This is a genomic window from Burkholderia humptydooensis (genome assembly GCF_001513745.1).
In the GTDB taxonomy this organism is placed as follows: Bacteria; Pseudomonadota; Gammaproteobacteria; order Burkholderiales; family Burkholderiaceae; genus Burkholderia; species Burkholderia humptydooensis.
The window spans coordinates 2,160,911-2,179,172 of the sequence record NZ_CP013382.1 but is presented as its reverse complement, the minus strand read 5'-3'; the positions used below and the strand labels follow the sequence as shown (position 1 = coordinate 2,179,172).

Annotated in this window: 6 protein-coding genes; all 6 read left to right on the top strand. The window is 69.4% G+C overall.

The features are described from left to right. Positions 1–222 precede the first annotated feature (222 nt). The 6 genes from AQ610_RS28425 to AQ610_RS28400 are packed head-to-tail and all read left to right on the top strand — an operon-like array spanning position 223 to position 18,242. A complete protein-coding gene (locus tag AQ610_RS28425) occupies positions 223–11,340 on the top strand; it encodes a hybrid non-ribosomal peptide synthetase/type I polyketide synthase (protein WP_006029581.1) in 11,118 nt (3,705 codons plus the stop codon). Between the two features lies 1 nt (position 11,341). Next, entirely contained in the window at positions 11,342–11,947 is a 606-nt protein-coding gene (locus AQ610_RS28420; RefSeq protein ID WP_006029582.1) for a c-type cytochrome, read from the top strand. Continuing rightward, on the top strand, positions 11,944–13,485 hold the full coding sequence (locus AQ610_RS28415; RefSeq protein ID WP_006029583.1) for a serine hydrolase domain-containing protein: 1,542 nt from the start codon (positions 11,944–11,946) through the stop codon (positions 13,483–13,485). Before AQ610_RS28420 ends, AQ610_RS28415 begins: the two co-directional genes overlap by 4 nt. Positions 13,486–13,542: 57 nt before the next feature. Next, complete coding sequence (locus AQ610_RS28410; protein ID WP_006029584.1) at positions 13,543–14,004, top strand: antibiotic biosynthesis monooxygenase family protein; 462 nt, start codon at positions 13,543–13,545, stop codon at positions 14,002–14,004. 3 nt (positions 14,005–14,007) lie between these two features. Continuing rightward, positions 14,008–14,988 carry a nitroreductase family protein gene (locus tag AQ610_RS28405; protein ID WP_006029585.1) on the top strand — a complete coding sequence of 327 codons (981 nt, stop codon included), beginning with the start codon at positions 14,008–14,010 and terminating at the stop codon, positions 14,986–14,988. Beyond that, positions 14,985–18,242 carry a non-ribosomal peptide synthetase gene (locus AQ610_RS28400; RefSeq protein WP_006029586.1) on the top strand — a complete coding sequence of 1,086 codons (3,258 nt, stop codon included), beginning with the start codon at positions 14,985–14,987 and terminating at the stop codon, positions 18,240–18,242. Before AQ610_RS28405 ends, AQ610_RS28400 begins: the two co-directional genes overlap by 4 nt. Positions 18,243–18,262 lie beyond the last annotated feature (20 nt).

Below are 18,262 nucleotides of genomic sequence, written 5' to 3'. Positions count from 1 at the left end.
CGAGAATGATTTGCGTTTCTTGGAGCCTCTATGTCATACTCCTGCGCGACTTACATGTCGTAAGCGACCGCGTAAAACCGGGGCGGCGGCATGGGGGAAAGAAGCGGCTGCCTTATTTTTTGAGTGAACGGCCGACGGTGAGAGGCGCGGGCAGTCAATGTCCGCGGGGCGGCAGAGCGGCGTGTGCGGGCGTAGACACGATACGAGCGGGATCGAGTCAGAATGCAAGAGAATCAGGGGCTTACGCTGTCCGGCGAGCATGGAGCGATCGCCATTGTCGGCATCGCGTGCCGCTTTCCGGGCGTGAGCGATGTCCAGGCATTCTGGCGTTTTCTGCTGGAAAGTCGCAGCGCTATTCGCCTGCTGTCCGACGACGCATTGCGTTCCGCCGGAGTTACGCCGGAAGTTCTTGCCGATAGCGCTTATGTCAGGGCGAATGGCAGCCTTGATAATGCGCTCGATTTCGACGCCGCGTTTTTCGGCTATGCGCCCGAAGAAGCGGCCTTGCTGGATCCACAGCAGCGCATCTTTCTCGAAACCTGTTGGCATGCTCTCGAAGACGCCGCGCTCGCGAATGATAAAGACGAGCGGATTGGCGTATATGGCGGCGTCGGCTTTAACACCTATCTTGTCACGCATTTGTCAAATGATCTGCGCAAATGGAGTGGACTCGACCGGTGGCGCGCCGGTATTGCCAATGACAAGGATACGGCCACTTCAAGAGTGGCTTATAAACTCGATTTAGATGGCCCGGCAGTCACGGTGCAGAGCGCCTGCTCGACGTCGCTGGTCGCCGTGCATTTGGCGTGCCAATCGATTCTCGACGGCGATTGCGATGTCGCATTGGCGGGCGGCGCGAGCGTTCATTTTCCGTTGCAGCAGGGCTATCGCCATTTCGCGGACGGCATCGAGGCGCGGGACGGCGTGTGCCGGCCATTCGCGCGCGATGCGGGCGGGACGGTTTTCAGCGATGGCGTCGGCGTGGTCGTGCTGCGGAGATGCGCGGACGCACGCGCGGCCGGCGACCGCATCTACGCGGTGATTCGCGGGTCGGCCGTCAACAACGATGGGGCCGACAAGGCGGGATACACCGCGCCCGGCGAGCGCGGGCAGGCCGAAGTGATTCGCATGGCGCACGCGGTGGCGGGCGTGAGCGGCGACGACATCGATTACGTCGAAGCGCATGGCACCGGCACGGCGGTCGGCGACCGCATCGAATTGCGCGCGCTCGATCAGGCGTTCGGCGCGGCCGGATCGTCTGGGCGGCGCTGCCTGCTCGGCTCGGTGAAGGGCAATCTTGGGCACACGGACAACGCGGCCGGCATCGCCGGGCTGATCAAGACCGCGTTGAGCCTGCATCACGGCGTGCTGCCGCCGACGCTGAATGTCTCCAGCGAAACCGCGGCCCTTCCGACCGACGGACGATTCTCGATTTGCGACCGAGTCGCGCCGTGGCTGCGCGGAACGCGCGCGCGGCTGGCTGGCGTCAGTTCGTTCGGCATCGGCGGCACGAACGCGCACGTCGTGCTGCAGGAAGCGCCTGACACGAGTGGTGACGCGGTATGTACAGGTTTCAACGATGCGATGCAGGCGATGCCGCTCGTCGCGCCGCATGTCGATTCGCTGCAGCGTTACCTGGACGTGCTCGTCGAGGCGGCGCATGCCGCGCCATCGGCCGGATTACCGGACCTCGCCTACACGCTGCAACGCAGGCGCGGGCGGGGCCGTCATCGCGGCGTGTTGCTCGCGCGGCGCGATGGCGTGCGCGGCGATCTTTCCTGTCTGCGCACCGAGGGCGCCGAACCGGCGCCGGACGTCGCACCGGGTGTGATCTGGGCGTTTGCCGGCGAATGCATGCCGTTCGCCGGCGCTGGCGCGACGTCCTATCGCAATGCGCCGGTGTTCGCGGCGAACCTCGACCGGCTGCTCGGCCGACTCGATGCACGCGCGGCGGCGCGGGTGCGGCAATGGTTGCTCGGCGGCCACGCGCACGCGGCGGACGAGACGCGCGTGCACGATGCGCGCAGTGCGTATCTGGCGACGTTCGTTCATGGCTACGCGCTGGCGCAGCATTACCTGGCATGCGGGGTGGCGCCGCGCGCGCTGCTGGGCGAAGGGATCGGCGAACTGATCGCCGCGACCGTATCCGGGATGTTCTCGCCGGACGATGCGCTCGAACTGGCGCAGTGCTGCGCGAACCGGCTCGCGCCGTCCGCGGCAACCTCGGCGACCTCGGCGGATGCCGATGGCGGGGCCGGCCGGCAACGCGACGTTGACGAGGCGGACGCGTGGCGCGCGTCGCCGTCATGGGCCGCCGCCTCGCTTGCCGAGGGTCTGCTGGATGTCGAGACGGCTCATCCGGCGATTCCCGTCGCATCGTGCGTCACGGGCGGCTGGCTGACGCGAAACGACGCGCGTCAGCCGTCGCACTGGGCGATGCGCGCCCACGCGCCCGCGCGCTTGGCAGACACGGTGCTGAGCGCACTGTCCGGCGGCGCGGCGATTCTTCAACGGATCGGCGTCGGGACCGCGCCGGACTCGCCGTTTGCACGGTGCCTCGACGCGCTTTCCTCGTGTACGGTCATCGCGGATGGGTTCGACGAAGCGGCAGGCGTGCGTCCGCTAGCCGAGCTGTGGACGCGCGGCGTCGATGTCGACTGGACCCGGCTGCATCGGTCCCGTCCGCGTCCGACGTCGGCGCCCGGCTATCCATTCAAGCGAACGACGCTGACGTATCAGGCGAAACCTGACGTGCCGCGCCCCGAAGCGGGCAAGAATGCCCACGTCGCGCATCTGCATTGGGTGCGCGATTCGCGTCGCCGGGTTCCCGCTCGCAGTTCAGGCCGGCTCCTGTGCGTCGCGGCGACGCCGTTGCCCGATACGTTGCGCGACAGTCTCGCCGCGATGGGCGAGCTCGACGTATGGATGCATGTGCCCGACGGCGTCGCGCACGATGCGCGCAGGGCCGCTTCGCAGTGCTTCGACTTCACCTCCGTCGCAGCGTGGCGGCGCGCGTGGGCCGGGCAAGCGGCAGCGAACGTTCCCGCGTCGCTGATCTATTTCGACGGCGCGGGTGCGACCGCGCTTCCGTTCGACACGTCGCTCGCCTGTGCGCTCGCATTCGCGAGCGCGATCGCGGCAGGGCCGACGGACGCGAAACAGGCGCTGCGCATTCACTGGATCTCGTCGGGACTGACTGACGCTGAAGGCGTGTCGCCGAGTGCCGACCGGGCCGCGATGTGGGGGCCTGCGCGCGTGCTGCCTCAGGAAACGTCAGGCGTCGTCTGCCGGGTGTACGACGTCGCGGGGGATTCCGATGGCATCGAACACGATGCGGGCTGGCGAACCGCCGCGGCCCTGATCGCGGCCGACGCGGACGCTGACGGCGCGTTCGCCGTCTTCGCCGTGCGCGGCGCGCGCGTGTACGCCCCGCGTATCGAAACCATGCCGGGAGGGTTCGACGAAGCGACCGCGACGCCCGGTCCGGTGTTGCGCACCGGCGGAACCTATCTGGTGACAGGCGGCGCGGGCGGAATCGGGCGAGCGCTGGCGGCATGGCTGGCAAGCGCCTATGGCGCGCGCGTGCTCGTGTGCGGGCGACGCGCGCAGACGGCGCTCGACGACTGGCGCGCCTTTTGCGAGCAGCATCCGTCCGTCGTCTACGTTCAGGCGGACGTCGAAAGCGACGCGCAACTCGCGCGGCTGGGCGACGGGATCGACGGCGGGCTGCACGCGATTCACGGTGTCTTCCACTGCGCGGGCGCGAGCGGCGAAGGCGTGCTGCTGACCAAGAATCCCGACCAGGCCTGGCGACGCTGCGCGGCAAAAGTTCGCGGCGTGCAGGCGCTATGCCGGGTGTTCGCGCACGTGCCGCTCGATTTCATGGTGCTGGCCAGCTCGGTCAACGCCTGGCTCGGCGGCGTGGGGCAAGCCGAATACTGTTCGGCGAACGCGTATCTCGACGCGTTCGCACGAAGCCGCGCGACCCCGTGGCGCGTGCTGTCGATTGCCTGGGACACTTGGCTGGACACGGGCATGGCGCGCGCGTTGCGCGGCTGGTGCGGCGCGCGACCCGCGTTGGCCGGCCGGTCCCGCGACGCCGGCAGCGTCGCTGCACACGTGGTCTTGCCGCGCGACGCATGGCTGTTGCGCGAACATCGGGTCGATGGTGTCGCGCTGTTGCCGGGAACCGCCCATATCGCACTGCTGCTGCGCGTGGCGCCAGATGCGGATCTGAGCGACGTCGCGCTGCTTGCGCCTGTGCTGGCGCCGGACGGCGCCGGGGTCGCGCTGTCGGTGTCGCGCGCGGATGCGTCCCGGAAGCTCGACGTCAGCGACGCGAGCGGCGCAGTGGTCTGCACGGCCGTTGCGACGCAGCCCGACGAGCTGATTCTGGACGACGTTCCGGCGCGCTGGATCGCGGCCTGTTCGGACGGGCGCGCCGCGCCGTGCGCGGTTCGGCTTCCCGCGCGCCTGAGCGTCGGCCCGCGCTGGAGCTGCCTGGGCGAGGTTCGCCGGTGCGGCGGCCTCTATCGCGTCGAATTGCGGGTCGACGCGCTGGACCGTGACTTCGACGAATGGCCCATGCATCCCGCGGTGATGGATGCCGCGCTGGCGCCGATCCAGTCATGCGCGGCCACGTTCTCCGTGCCGGTCGCATTCGGGCGGATTCGAGCGGTGGCATCGCTAGCCGCCGCGCGTTATAGCTACGTCGCGATTCGCGACGTAGCGCAAGAGTTCGTGCTCGCCGATGTCTGCGTGACGGATGCGCACGACGTGCCTTTGCTGGCGATGGCCGGCGTGCGTTTCGCGCCGCTCGACGAACGCGTGCTGCCCGCGCTGGCGATCGCGGGCGATGCGCTTTCTCACGGGTTGCCGGCGTCGACAGCGCTCGCGTCGCTCGAACGCCTCATCGACGGATGCGCGCTCGAAAGCCTGATCGTAGCCGCAGCGCCGGTCGCCGATCTGGCGAACCGGGTCGAGCAGCGCGCGCAGCGGTTCCGCACCCGCATCGCCGACCGGCCGAACGATGACGGACTCGCCGAGAGCGAGCGGGAGGCGATGCTCCGCGACATCGTCGCACGGCACCTCGGCCTCGAATCGGTCGCCGCCGACGCCAACTTCTTCGCGCTGGGCGGCGATTCGCTCAGCGGTCTGCTGGTGATCGAAAGCGCGCAAAAGGCGGGGTTCCGGATGTCGCTCGCCGACCTGTATCGCGCGCCCACGATCGCGCAACTCGCCGGACTGAACGCGGCCGCGCCGCCCGCCGGTCCGGCGCGGCGCGCCGAGCCGTTCGCGCTGCTGTCGGGCGACGATCGCCGGCGCGTGCCCGATGCGGCCGTCGATGCCTTTCCGCTGTCGGCGTTGCAGCAGGGCATCGTGTATTACCGGTCCCGTTACGGCGATGCGACGATCTACCGCGACGTGCTGTGGGCGGAACTCGAAAGCCGTGTGGCGTTCGAGCCCGCGCTGCTCGAACAGGCATGGTCGAACTGTGTCGAACGGCATCCGGTATTGCGCACCGTCATCGACGCGTCGGGCTACAGCGAGCCGATGCAGATCGTCTATCCCGCGGGCGACGCGTCCGTGACCGTCGAGGCGCTGCACGGGCGGACCGTGCGCGACTGGCTGGCGGAACGGACGCCGGCCGCACATTATCCGATCGGGCGGGCCGTCCACCTGTTCGCGCTGCCCGCCGGCCCCGTCCTGCATGTGCTGCTGCTGCTGGATGACGCGCTGCTCGACGGCTGGAGCGCCACGTCGCTGCTGGCGGAACTGGTGGCGCACTACGGTCGCCTCCTCGATGGCGACGCGCCAGTCCGTCCCGCGCCCCCTGCGCTCACCTTCCATGATTACGTGCGCCATGAACGCGACGTCGTGGCGCGCGACGACGCGCGCGCATTCTGGCGCGAACACCTGAAGGACTGCGCGCCGAGCCGCGTGACGCGCAACGCGCCGTCCGCGGGGGATTCGCCGCCCGACATCGTGATCCGTGAAATGCCCTTCGGCGCGGCCGGTTCCGTCGACGCCGTGGCACGCGCGCATGGCGCGACGCCGAAGGTCGTGCTGCTCGCCGCCTATCTGAGAGCCCTGTCGCTCTGGTGCGGGACACTGGATGTCGTCGTCGGGCTGGAGACGCACACCCGCGTCGAGACCGATGGCGGCGCGGAGGTGCTGGGCCTGCATCTGAACACGGTGCCGTTGCGTCATGTGTTTGCATCGATGCCGGTTGGCGGCTATCTCGCGGCGCTGATGCGCACGGAGGCGCAGGTGATCGCGCACCGGCATCTGCCCTTGAGCGACATTCAGCGGCCCTGGTCCGTGGCGCTGTTCGACAACTGCTTCAACTACACGCACTTTCGCAAACTGCAGGCGATCGCCGACACCGGTGCGCTGGGCCGCGCGTTGCAGCTTCGCGGCTACTTCGGCGAAGAGAAGACCCACTATCCGTTCAAGCTGTGGGTGGACCGGGATGCCGCCACGGGTGCGTACCGGCTCTATCTGGCGTTTGATCGCGCGCGCGTCGCGCCGGAGCAGGCCGACGCGTTCGCGTTGCAGTTCGACGCGATCCTGAGCGCGTTCGCGCGGACCCCCGACGCGAATGTGCTGACGATCGGCGTCGCACCGGTCACGCGGCTGGAGATGACGCCTTCGCGGCTGGCGGGCGCGCCGGTCGCCGTGCCGGAACTTGGCGACCTGTTTGAGCCGGCGTGGGCGGCACATGCCGCGCGGATCGCGCTACGCGAAGGCGACCGCGAGTACTCCTATCGCACGCTCGCCGCGTCGGTGCAGGTCATGGCCCGGCGCTTGCTGGATGCCGGCGACGCACGCGGCGCGATCGTCGCGATCATCGTGCCGCGCTCGTTTCGCTGGGTCGTGGCGCTGCTCGGCGTCATGAAGGCGGGCGCGACGGCGGTGCTGATCGACCCGCGGCTTCCCGCCGTGCGCATCGACGCAATGCTGCGTGCGAGCCAGCCCGCGTTCGTCATCGCGGACGAACTAGGGGCGGGCTGCGCGTTCCCGTCCGGGCGGCACGTTGCGCCGGTCGACGGCGTCTCGGACCCGGACCAGGTGGTCCTCGAACGCTGGCCGTCGGCAGGCGCGCTGCCGGCCTATCTGATCTTCACGTCCGGCAGCACGGGCGAGCCGAAGGGCGTCGTCGGCACGCGCGCCGGATTGAGCAACCGCATCGCGTGGCAACTGAAGCGCTATCCGCTCGAGCCGGGCGATGTCTGCCTGGCGAAGACGGCGGCGAGCTTTGTCGACGTGTTCTGCGAAGTACTCGGTCCATTGTGCGCGGGCGCGCTGCTGGTCCTGCCGGACGATGCCGAATGCCGCGATGCCGGGCGTATTGCCGAGCTGTTGCAGCAGCACCGCATCACGCATCTCGTCGTGGTGCCGACCCTGCTCGAATCCCTGCTGACGCAGTTCGAACTGCGCCCATCGCGGCCCAGGCTGGCGTTGCGCCGCATCGCGGTGAGCGGCGAGCCGCTGACGCGTGGTCTCGTGCGACGCGTCCGCGCGCTGCTGCCCACGGTGCAATGCCTGAATCTGTATGGCAGCGCCGAGGTGGCGGCGGATGTCAGCGCTTTCGCACTGGATGCGTGCGCTGACTCCGACGATCCGGGACCGGGCGTTCCCGTCGGCGCGCCGCTCGACAACCTGTGCCTTCATGTCCTCGATGCGAACCTCGACCCGGCGCCGCCGGGAGGCGAGGGTGAGTTGTATGTGAGCGGCGCGGCGCTGGCGCACGGTTACCTCGGGCAGCCCGCGTTGACCGCCGAGCGCTTCATGCCGAATCCTTGGGCGCGCGAGCGCGGCGACAGCCGGCTGTTCCGCACCGGGGATCTCGCACGGGTCGGTCCGCACGGCGTGGAGATCGTCGGCCGGCGTGACCGGCAGATCAAGGTGCGCGGCGTGCGCGTCGATCTCGACGGTGTCGAGGCATGTCTCGAGCGCTTGCCGCGGGTGCGGCGCGCCGCCGTGATCGAGCAGCACGGCGTGCTGATCGCTTTCCTGCAGTGTGCGCCGGAATGCGATCCCGACGCGTGGCGGCAGGCGCTGCGCGCGCAGTTGAGCGCGGAGGCGCGGCCCGCGCAGTTCTGGCGGCTCGAGCAGATGCCGCTCACGCCGACCGGCAAGATCGATCGCGCGGCATTGCGCACGACGAGCGCGCGCCGTCTCGAAAGCGCCGCCGCGACCTCGCTGGACGACGTGGAGGCGGCGCTGGCCGGCCTGTGGCGCGAACTGTTGCCGGACGCGGACGTCACGCGGGACAGTCGCTTCGACGAAGCCGGCGGTCATTCGCTGTTGCTGCTGCAACTGGGCGGCCTGATCGAGCGCAGGTTCGGTTGCCGGCTGAGCGTTGCGGAGCTGCTGGCCGCGCCGACGTTGGCCGACGAGGCGCAACTGGTGCGCGCGCAACGAACCTCGGCGCCCGCCGCGACGCCGCTCGTCGGCGACCCGGCCGCGGAGGCCGTTCCGTTCGCGCCCACCCCGTTGCAGCAGGCGTACTGGATCGCGCGCCATCAGGCGGGATCCGACGGCGGTGGCAGCCATCTGTATCAGGAGTGGGAAATCGCGCGCCTCGACGCCGACCGGCTCACGCATGCGTGGAATCGGCTGATTGTGCGTCACGGCATGCTGCGCGCCCGGTTCGATGGCGACGGCCAATTGTCGGTGCAGCCCGCGCGGCCGTATCGCATCGCTTGCCGGGACCTGCGCGACCTCGATCCGGCGCGCCAGGCGGCCGTGCTGCTGGAATGGCGCGAGCGGCACGCGTTTGCGCCGCTCCCGCTCGATGGCGGGCCGTTGTTTGATTTGCGCGTGTTCCGGCTCTCGGCCGAGATGGACATTCTCGTCGTCAAGGTGGACTTCCTGATCGCCGATGCGTGGAGCCTCGGCATGCTCGCGCGCGAATGTGCGACGCTCTATCGTGATCCGGACGCCGCGCTGCCGGCGCTCGACATTTCATTCCGCGACGTACTCGAGCACCGGCGCCGGCATGCCGATCCGGCCATACGGGACGCGGCGCGGCGGTACTGGCGCGAACGGCTCGCGTCGTTGCCGGGGATGCCGGCATTGCCGGTGCGCAACGACGCCGATGCGCGTTTGCCGGTGGTCAGGCGGCGCGCGCTCACGCTCGATGCCGATGCGCAGCGGGCGCTCGCGGCGCTCGCCGCCCGCGTCGGCGTGCCGGCGAGCAGCCTGTATCTCGCCGCTTACGTGGCGGTGCTGCAACGCTGGTCGGAGCGAAAGGCGTTTTCCATCACGCTGACCTGGTTCGACCGGCCGCCCGTTCACCCGCACGTCAATCGCGTGGCGGGGGATTTCACGTCGGTCCTGTGGCTCGAAATCGACGGCGCGCCCGCCGCGTCGTTCTTTGCGTTCGCGCGCGCGGTCCACGCGCGCCTGCTTGCGGACCTGGACCATCGCGACTATGGCGGCGTCGAAGTGGCCCGCGAAGCGCGGCACGCGTCGGCGACTCAGGACGCGATGCGCTATGTCTTTACGCATATCCCGGAGCTCGACGGCGGCGCGGCGTCCTTCGCGTCGCTGGGCACGGAGCGCCACCGGATCACGCGCACGGCTGGCGTGTGGATCGACAACCAGGTGGTGGGCGAGGGCGGTCTGGTGCGCCTGCACTGGGACAGCGTCGACGAGCGGTTCGCGCCGGGCGTGATCGACGACATGTTCGCGGCCTACCGCGATCTGGTGATCGCGCTGACCGCCGCGCCGGACGAAGTGAACGCGCCGTCCGTCCGGCTGCCCGCCGCGCAACGCGCGCGCCGTCGCGCGACCGAACGCGAGAGCGAACCCGGCGAGGACTATCTGAGCCGGTTCGCGCGCCGATGCCGTGAGGCGCCCGATGCGGCGGCCGTCATTGCGTCGGACCGCACGCTGACCTACGGCGCGCTGTGGACGCGCGCGACGCGGCTTGCCGCGCGCCTGACGCGCGAAGCCAACGGCGCGACGTGCGTGGCGCTCCATATGACGCCCGGCTGGCGCTATGCGGTAGCGGCGCTCGCCGTGCAACTGGCCGGTTTCGCGTACGTGCCGCTGTCGTTGCGCTGGCCGCGCGAGCGCGTGGCCCGCGTGATCGACCGGTACGGCATCCGGTATGCGTTCTCGGACGGCGCGGACCTGCCGTCGCGACCGGATCGGCCGGCGGTCCGGACGTTCCACGTTCCCGAGCGCGACGACGAGATCGATCTGGGCGAATTCCAGCCGGTCTTCGATTCCGCCGCGCTCGCGTATGTGATGTTCACGTCAGGCAGCAGCGGGGAGCCGAAGGGCGTCATGATGCGCCGCCACGCCGTGGCGAACACGCTGGACGACCTGCGCGCCCGCCTGCGGCTCGGCGCGGGCGACCGCGTGCTCGGTTTGTCCGATCCCGGCTTCGACCTGTCCGTGTTCGACCTGTTCGGCACGCTGTCGTCCGGCGCCGCGCTGGTGATGCCGGATGCGTCGGCGCGCATGGAGCCGGGGGCCTGGTGGGCGCTTTGCGTCGAACATCGGGTCACGATCTGGAACACCGCGCCCGCGTTGTTCGAACTGCTCGTCGACTATGCGAAGGGCAAGACCGCGCGGATCGGCACGCTGCCGCTGCGCTGGGTGATGCTGAGCGGCGACTGGATCGCACTGCATCTGCCGGACGCGCTGCGAGAGCTCGCGCCGGGCGCGCGCTTCCTGTCGCTCGGCGGCGCGACCGAGGCGGGCATCTGGTCGGTGTCCTTTCCCGTGGCCACGGTGGCCCCCGACTGGACCCGCATCCCATACGGCATGCCGCTGCGCGGACAGCGCTGCGACATCGTGGACAGCTTTGGCCTGTCCTGTCCGGATGGCGTCGCCGGTGAACTGACGATCGCGGGCGCGAGCCTGAGCGACGGATACTGGCAGCGCGACGATCTGACCGCGCAGGCCTTCGTCGTCGACGCGCTGACCGGCGAACGCCGCTACCGGACGGGCGACTTCGCGCGCTATCGGGCCGACGGCGTGATCGAACTGCTCGGACGCATCGATTCACAGGTCAAGATCGCCGGTCATCGGATCGAGTGCGCGGAGATCGAGCATGTGATCGGCGCGTGCGGCGGGGTGTCCCGCGCCGTCGTGGTGCCGGTCGCGGGCCGCGCGGGCGTGGTCGAACTGCATGCGGTATTGCAGGCCGACGACGCACTGTCGACGGAGCGCATCCGGCTGCATTGCGGCGAACGACTGCCGGCGTACATGGTGCCGCGGCATTGGCATCGCGACATGGCAATTCCGCTGAACGACAACGGCAAGCTCGATCGGCGCGTCATGCGCGAACGCATCGAAGCGGCACTCATGGAGGCTGAATGACATGGCGCGATTCGCGCACTGGACGATTCATCGGACGCACGGCGCGCTGCGCCGCGCGGTGTACGCGAGCCTGCTCGTCTGCGCGTCGCAGTCGGCGGTCGCGGACGATAACCGCTATCACGTGAAGGACTGCATGTCCTGTCACGATACGGCGGGCGGACACGACAGGGCGATACCGGTCATTCTCGGGCAGAAAAAAGGCTATCTCGTCAGCCGGCTCGACGCGTTTCGCCACCCTGGGGCCGACGGCAGTCTCATGCCGCGTCTGATGCCGGCGTTCACGCCGCAAGAAATCGACCAGCTAGCGACGTATCTGGCGTCGCAGCGCTTCGGCCTGCTGCCGTCGACTGGCGCGGGCGCCGGCACCGCTGGCGTCGGCTTTGCGCGTTATCAGCAGCATTGCGCCGTTTGCCACGAGCAGGCGGCCGACAGTCCGCTGCTGCGAGGGCAGGGCCGCGCGTACCTCGTCGGCGCGCTGCGCGATTTCGTCTACGGTCGGCGCGGCATGCCCGACAGGATGCGCGACAGCCTGAATGCGCTGTCGGCCGACGATCTGAATGCCGTGATCGGCTTTCTGACAACTTCTTCGAACAGGAAAGACCAGTGAAACGTTCGTCTGTTGCCTCCCGCTCGCCGCGCGCGCCGCGTCTCCTCGACCGGCTGCCGGCGCAGCGCTACTTGCAGGGTGTCGCGCTGAGCGCCGCGCTGTCCGGCGCGCCGCTTGCCGCGCTCGCCGCCGACAACCCGCCGGACGGCCCCAGCCCGGCCTTCATCGGCGCGTCGACCTACGCCAAGATCATGTGCTCCGGTCTCTTCGTTGCCGGACTCGACGAACGGCAGATCCGCACGCAGGATCTGGCCGATCTGCCGCCGATCCCGGTGGAGATCGATCGCGACCGCCGCGCGGTCTCCGCGAGCCTGGGCCCGGTGAAGCGCACCGCCCGCTATCGGGACGGGCTCGGCTGCACGCTCGACAACGCGGTGTCCCCCGCGCTGACGCGCGCGGCGTCGCCGAAACCTTATCCGCAGGTGGGCGAAGCCAGCGCGACCCATCCCGCGCCGCTCGCGGCCGCTCCGCTCCCGGCGCTGATCCCCGCGCTGGACCATGCGTTCGACGAGAACGATTCCGCGCTGCTGAAGAATACGCGCGCGGTGCTGGTCATGCATCGCGGCAGGATCGTCGCGGAGCGATATGCGCAGGGCGTCACGATGGATACGCCGCTGCCGGGTTATTCGATGGTGAAGGGCGTCGCCAATCTGCTGACCGGGACGCTCGTGCTGCGCGGGTGGCTGACGCTCGCGCAACAGGATCTTCGGCAGGAATGGCGCGGCGCGCCCGACGACGCGCGCCGGCAGATTTCCGTCGATCAACTGCTGCGCATGACGTCGGGACTCGCGTGGAGCGAAAGCTATCTCGGCACGCGCTCGGATCTGATGAAGATGCTGACCGCGGCGCATGATCCCGCGGCGTACGCGGCGGCCAAGCCGCTGGCCGCGCGCGAGGACGCCGCCGGTGCGCCGAAGCCGCTCCCGGACGCGCAGCGTTTCGAATCGGTGCTCGGCCCGGCGAAGAGTCTGACGCCCCGCGACGTTGCGCGGACTATGCTGCCCGGCGAGGCATGGCGCTACTCGGGCGGCTCGTACGAAATCCTGTCGGCCGTGCTTGCGGATTCGTTGCGCGCACACCGGGAAGACCCGCTCGTCTATCCATATCGCGCGCTGCTTGGTCCGCTGGGCATGACGAGCGCGGTGCTGGAAGCGGCACCGGACGGCAACTACATGCTGTCGTCGTTCATGCTCGCGACCGCCCGCGACTGGGGCCGGCTCGGCCAGTTCCTGCTCGATCAGTCGCGCAACAGCGCGCGCGCCGGCGAACTGCTGCCCGCGAACTGGCTGAAGGACAGCCTGCGCCCGACGCTTGCGCGGAACATGCCGATCGGCACGGAAGTCGGCGCCGGCTACTGGCTCAATTCCCTGGGTCCGGAGGTGTCGCACGGCGCGTTCTATCTCGGCGGCTTCCAGGGCCAGTTCGTGATCGTCGTTCCGGACCAGGATCTCGTGGTGGTGAGGCTGGGTGCGACCTCGGCGGACGGCAACTGGATGGCCCGCAAAGTGCTGGAGGACATCGTGCCCCGCCTGGACTGATCCGGCGCATCGTCGCCGATCGTATTCCGTCACCCCTCGATACGTCATGAGAAAACCATGAAGACCCGCATTGGCAACGCAATTCTGCTGCTGGCCGCGCTCGCCGGCGTTCCGGCCTGCGCGCAAACCGCGACGAGCGCGGCCGATTCAAACGCGCCCGTCGCTTCCATCGCCAGCATTTACGTGACGCCTGGCAAGCGCGCGCAATTCGAGGCACTGTACGAACAGCGCTACGCCGGCGCCCTCGGGCGCGCGGACGGCCTGCTCGAATCCTATCTCCTGGCGCCGCTCGCCGACGACAACGCAGCGCCCTTCAAGCACTTTACGATCTGGCGCGATCGGGCGTCCTACGACAAGTTCTTCGCGAAGGTGACGAGCGGCGAGCATCCGGCCGGTGCGAAAAGCAGCTATGGCGGCGAAGGCGACCTGTATACGCGGCGTCCGATTTACGAACTGTACGCGGTGCCCGTTCACCGCAACGCGGCGAGCACGGCGACCGCCGCCGGCGCGGCGAACTGAGCGATGATGGACGCATCGCTTGCATCGCCGTCGGCCGGTTCGCCCATCGTCGGCGAAGGTTCCGATGGCGCGTCGTCGACCCTCGCGCAGATCCGGCAGATCGTCGAATCGGTGCTGGGCGTGGCCGTGCCCGACCACGACACGAACATCATCGGCCTCGGCGCCAACTCGATGGAGCTGGTGCGCATCATCAACCGCATCGAGGACAGCACCGGCGTGCGCATCGGCTTCGACGCGCTGAATTTCTCGCCGTCCGTCGCGATGCTGGCGGCAAGCGTCGATGCGGCGCGAGGAGACGCGGTCGCGCCGCCGGCGCCTCCTGATGCGGCGGACATCGGCGGCGCGGACGAGCGGCGCGTCGGGCCGGTGATCGACGCGCTTCGCGACGACGCCGGTTGGCCGGTCGTGCGTCTCGCGGTCGATGCATCGGACAGTCCGTGCGCCGGCAGCGTCCGGACGTTTCGCGAGACGCCGTTGGAACTCGCGCAGTTGGCGCGGCTGCTGGGCGTGCTCGCACAAACGGATGCGAACTCGCCGCGCCGCGCCGCCTACGCGTCGGCCGGCGCGCGCTATCCAGTGCAGGCCTATCTGTACGTCAAGGCTGGCGCCGTCGCGGGTCTGTCATGCGGCCTGTATTACTTCCATCCGACGCGCGGAGAGCTGTGGCTGCTGGCGCCCGATCTCGTGATCGATGGCTCGCTGTACGACCCGTTGCTCAACGCGGAGATTCATCGGCAGGCCGCGTTTTCGATTCATCTGGTGTCGCGGCCGGCCGCCATCGAACCGATGTACGGCGCACGCGCGCGCGACTACAGCCTGCTCGAAGCGGGGGCGATGGCGCAGTTGCTGCGCATGCGCGCCCCGTCCTGCGGCATCGGCCTGTGCGCGATCGGCGATTTCGCGTTCGAGCCGGTGCGCGGCTGGTTCGAACTCGACGAGGGGCAGGCGTGTCTGCACACGCTGCTCGGAGGCTTGGCGCCGTGAATCACGCGCAGACGCGGGACGGCTATCCGCTTTCCGTCAACCAGCAATTGCTGTGGCGCTATCAGTCCATGTTTCCGGACGCGGCGACGTACGCGATGCTGGGCATTGCGCGTGCGCGCACGGTGCCGGACATCGCGTCGCTGCGGCGCGCGTATCGGCGCCTCGTCGAACGTCATGAGATTCTCCGGTGCCGGATCGGCGACGGAGCGAGCGGGCTCGCCGCGTATCCGCTCGACCTCGGGCGGATCGGGGATGACGATTTGTTGCCGCTCGAACCGGCGCAGGACTGGTCCAGCGAGCGCCTGGCGGCCTTCATCGACGCGCGCTTTGCGCGCGCGCACGCCGTCGGCGACGTGGCGTTGTTTCGCTGCGTGGCGGTCCTTGCGTCCCGCGCGGCGGCGGACGGCCTGACTCTGAACGGCGCGCGGGTGTGCGCGCCGCTCGGCGATCCGGCGGCCGGGACAGTCGCACTGCTCGTGTTCACCGCGCATCACATCGTGGTGGATTTCCTGTCGTTTCCGCTGATTCTGCGAGAGCTGGACACGCACTACGCGGACGAGACCGCGGCTGCGTCGCGGACGCGGCGCGCTTTCCAGGCCGACGCGAATTTCCGGCGGCTCGCGACCTGGGAGCGCGACTGGCTCGACAGCGCCGATGCGCGCGCGCGCGCCGACGCGTACGCGGTTCATCTGGTTCAGCCGGCAGAACTGCTGTCGTTCGGCGGCGCGCCCGCGGCGCGGCCCGCGAACCGAACCGAACGCGAATACCGCTTCGCCTTGCCGAACGCTGTCCGTGATGCGCTGGCGGTCTGCGCGCGCACGCACGGCGTGACGCCATATGTTGCGATGCTGTCGGTGTTTCAACTGCTGCTGCACGTTCATTGCGCGTCGGACGACGTCAGCGTGGCCACGCCGGTTCATGGCCGGACCCGCGCATTCAGCCGGACGATCGGCTATTTCGCGAATGCCTTGCCGGTTCGCCAGCGCATCGACGCGCGCGACACCTTTGCCGATCTCCTGCTGCGCAATCGCGATGCGTTGCGCGGCGGACTGCGTGCGGCGCCGGTGCCGTTTCCCGCGCTGTGCGAACGCGCCGGCGTGCGCGAGGTGAGCCCCGGCATGACCGCATTCACGCAGGTTGGGCTGGTGTGGAATGTGATGCCGGAGCCGGATGCCGACGCATGGCTCGACACGCAGCATGTCGAGCAGCATGGGACGCCATACGATTTGGCACTGACCGTCTACGTGCGGAGCGACGGGTGGACCTGCGGACTGAAGCACGACGCCGCGATGGTGCCCCGGCATTTCGTCGAGCGGTGCGTCGCCGACCTGCCGCGTTTCGCGTTGCTGCTCGCCGGCGCGCCGGCGACGCCATGTGGTGAGCTTGCGTTCGTGCAGCCGCCGGACTGGCATCGCCGGGAACCGGTCGCGCCGGCGCCGCCGGCCGATTTCATCGAAGCCGCGTTGCGCGCGCATGCGCGCCGCGCGCCGGATGCGATCGCGCTGCGCGACGGCAAGCAGCGCCTGTCGCGCGACGAATTGATGCGCGTCACGCATCGCATGGCCCTCGCGCTCAGGCAACTCGCGCCGGCGCGCGGTCCCGTCGGCATCCTGATGGAACGCGGCGTCGATGCCGCGTTGGCGGTGATCGCGGGATTCCGGGCCGGGATTGCCGTCGCGCCGCTGCATCCCGATCAATCCGCCGCCTGGCTGGCCCGCGCATGCCGGGATGCCGGCGTGCGCCACCTCGTGTGTTCGGCCGCGCACGCCGGACTGGCCGCGTCGATGCCGGCGCCGACGCTCGCTTATTCGCGGTGGCGGGCACTGGCCGAGCAGGTCAGCGACGCCGCGCTGCCCAGCCCCGATCCGCTCGATACCGCGTATGTGATCCATACGTCGGGGTCGTCTGGCCTGCCCAAGGGCGTCGCGGTGAGCCGGAACAGCCTGCAGCACCTGCTGGCGGCGAGCCGGTTCATGTTCGACGTCGCCGATGCGCACTGGACGCTCGCGCATCATCCGAGCTTCGATTTTTCGATGTGGGAGTTGTGGGGGCCGCTTGCTCACGGCTGCGCGCTGACCGTGCTCGGCGAGCGGGAAGCGGCCTCGCCCGACGCGCTGTACGACGCGCTCGTGCGCGACGGCATCACGCACATGGGACTGACGCCGGCCGCCTGCCGTCTGCTGCTGCCGGTGCTGGACCGGTGCGGCGTGCGGACCCTGAAGGTCGTGTGCGTCGGCGGCGCTGCCGTCGACGGTGCGCTCGTCAACCGGCTCGCGTCGCTCGGCGTCGACGCGTGGACCTTTTACGGCCCGACGGAAGCGACGGTCTGGGCCACGTGCGCGCGGCTGCGCGCCGACGACGAGGACGCGCGGATCGGTTATCCGCTCGCGGGCATGCGCGCCTATGTGCTCGACGAACGACTTCGGTGGGCGCCGGAGCGTCAGACCGGCGAGCTCTATCTTGGCGGGCCGCAGTTGACGCGTTACCTGGGCGCGCCCAGCGCGACAGCAGCCGCGTTCGTGCCCGATCCGTGGCGGTCGGGCGAACGCATGTATCGCACCGGCGACCGCGTCCGCTATTCGCGCGACGGCGGATTGCTGTTCGTCGGACGGGCAGACCGGCAGGTCAAGATCAATGGCTATCGCGTCGAGCTTGATGCCGTGTCGCACGCACTGTCGGCGTGTCCCGGGATCGCGCAGGTCGGCTGCGCGCATCTTCCGGATGACGGCGTCGGCGCACTGTATACGTCGTCGGATGGCCAGCCGATTCCACTCGCGACGCTGGCCGGCTTCGCGCGCGAGACCTTGCCGCGTTATCTGTTGCCGATACGTTTCGTTCATCGGCCGACGTTCCCGCTGACGCGCAACGGCAAGCCCGATCTCGATGCGATCCAGGCCGAACTGGAGCGGGCGGCGGGTGCGTCGGCGTCCGATGCCCCGTCGCTTGACGAAGCCCGGTTGCGGGCGGATATCGTGCACGCGCTCGAAGAAGATCTGGGCCGCTCGGACGTGACCGTCGACGCGAATTTTCACGAACTGGGCGCGACGTCGATCGTGCTGTCGAGGGTGTACGCGCGGCTCGCGCCGCGCGTTGCGACGCGCATCGAACTGGCCGATCTATACGCCTTTCCCACGGCCCGGCGGCTCGCGCACTGGCTTGCATCGGGCGAGCGCGACGCACCCGCGCCGCAGACGCGCGCGCCGTCCCAATGGCACACGCGGCGTTCACGGCTCGCACGGAACCGACCGGAATGATTGAGATGAACAGGAGCGGA